The organism is Rhodoferax sp. RT5P35, from assembly GCF_056521385.1.
This window is the reverse complement of the sequence record NZ_JBWMAX010000053.1, coordinates 1-1,902: the sequence shown is the minus strand read 5'-3', so window position 1 is coordinate 1,902 and position 1,902 is coordinate 1. Positions and strand designations below refer to the sequence as shown.

Sequence of the window (1,902 nt, the reverse complement as noted above, 5' to 3'; positions counted from 1 at the left end):
CAAACGTTTGCGCCATGCTGCTGAAAAAGCGGTTGTCATGCAGCGGAATCAGCATGCCGATCAGGCCGGATTTGCTGGTGCGCAGGCCGCTGGCCTGGCGGTTCAGGGTGTACTGCTGCTCGGCCGCCAGTTGCTGCACTTTCTCTACGGTTTTGGCGGCGATGCGGCGCTCTTTCCAGGTGCCATTGAGGATGGCGCTGACGGTGGAGGCCGACACATCGGCCAGCTTGGCCAGGTCGTAGATGGTGGATTTGCGGGTGGCCATGGGGCGGTGCAGAGACGCAGGGTTGGTTCGGGTTCAAGCATAACCGCCTGTTTCGCTCAACCACTCCTCAACCCGGCCAGAAACTATTTATCCGCTCTTAGGGTAAATGCCGGGTGCACAAATTTTGACAGTGCCTAAGATTGCACCATCGATTGTGCAACTCTATCTACCCAGAGGCTCCTCCATGACAAGCGCTTCCCCATCCACCCCCCCGCCGCCATGCAAGCCGTGGTCTGCCACGGCCCCAAGGACTACCGGCTGGAGTCCATCCCCACCCCCACCGCAGGCCCGCACGAACTGGTGATCCAGATTGCAGCCTGCGGCATCTGCGCCAGCGACTGCAAATGCCATTCGGGCGCGGCCATGTTCTGGGGCGGCAACGGCCAGCCCTCGTGGGTCAAGCCGCCGGTGGTGGCCGGGCATGAATTCTTTGGCTATGTGGTGGAAGCCGGGCCGGGCGCCGAAGCCCACTTTGGCGTGTCCATCGGCGACCGCGTGATTGCCGAGCAGATCGTGCCCTGCGGCAAGTGCCGCTACTGCACCTCGGGCAAGTACCACATGTGCGAAGTGCACAACATCTTTGGCTTTCAGCGCATCGTGGCCGACGGCGGCATGGCCGACTTCATGCGCCTGCCCGCCACGGCGCGGGTGCACAAGATTCCCGACGGCATTTCGCTGAATGACGCGGCCATGATCGAGCCCATGGCCTGCGCCATCCACACCGTGAACCGCGGCGACATCCAGCTCGACGACGTGGTGGTGATTGCCGGTGCCGGGCCGCTGGGCCTGGGCATGGTGCAGGTGGCCAAGCTCAAAACCCCCAAGAAGCTGGTGGTGATCGACCTGGTGCCCGAGCGGCTGGCGCTGGCGCTGGCCTTTGGGGCCGACGTGGTGATCAACCCCGCCACCCAGAACGCCAAGGAAATCATCCACAGCCTCACCGAAGGCTACGGCTGCGACGTGTACATCGAAACCACCGGCGCGCCCGCAGGCGTGACCCAGGGGCTGGATGTGATCCGCAAGCTGGGCCGGTTTGTGGAGTTCAGCGTGTTTGGCAAAGAGACCAGCGCCGACTGGTCCATCATCGGCGACCGCAAGGAGCTGGATGTGCGCGGTGCCCACCTGGGCCCGTACTGCTACCCCGTGGCCATCGACCTGATGGCGCGCGGCCTGCTCACCTCGCGCGGCATCGTCACCCACAGCTTTGCGCTCAGCGACTGGGAGGCCGCGTTTGCGCTGGCCAACTCGCTGGACTCGATCAAAGTGCTGCTGCAACCCGGCAAGGTGTGAGCATGGCGCACCCAGAGCAGTTCGTCATCGGTGTCGATGTAGGCACCCAAAGCACCAAGGCCGCGCTGGTGCGCGCCGATGGCCGCATCGTCGCCACGCACAGCCAGGGCTACCAGGTCGAAACCCCGGCGCCGCTGTGGGCGCAGCAGTGGCCCAGCGTGTGGATGGATGCAGTGGTTGTATGCATAAAAGGGGTGCTAGCCCAAGTAGATAGGGCACAGACTGCTATCAAAAGCATATGCATCAGCAGCCTGTACGGCGGCTCGGGCATCCCGGTGGATGCAGATGGCAAAGCCCTCTACCCCTGCCTGATCTGGATGGACCGCCGCGCCCAGGCGCAGGTGGAT

General features: G+C 63.8%; 3 protein-coding genes. 2 read left to right on the top strand and 1 reads right to left on the bottom strand.

Translation table 11 applies throughout. From position 1 onward, the window contains the following. Nucleotides 1-265, bottom strand: a 265-nt coding sequence (locus tag AC097L_RS23450) for a LacI family DNA-binding transcriptional regulator (protein WP_479589145.1), incomplete at its 3' end; no start/stop codon positions are given. 219 nt (nt 266-484) lie between these two features. Between AC097L_RS23450 and AC097L_RS23445 the strand changes: the two genes are divergently transcribed. Further along, the gene (locus AC097L_RS23445; RefSeq protein ID WP_479589144.1) at nt 485-1,555 is read left to right on the top strand and encodes an alcohol dehydrogenase catalytic domain-containing protein; all 1,071 of its coding nucleotides are present in this window, start codon (nt 485-487) and stop codon (nt 1,553-1,555) included. Between the two features lie 2 nt (nt 1,556-1,557). Continuing rightward, a partial coding sequence (locus tag AC097L_RS23440) for an FGGY family carbohydrate kinase (protein WP_479589143.1) occupies nt 1,558-1,902 on the top strand: 345 nt, incomplete at its 3' end.

Excerpts from the sequence above, each read along its gene's own strand:
- AC097L_RS23445 (WP_479589144.1), top strand. The coding sequence starts at position 485 with ATGCAAGCCGTGGTCTGCCACGGCCCCAAGGACTACCGGCTGGAGTCC.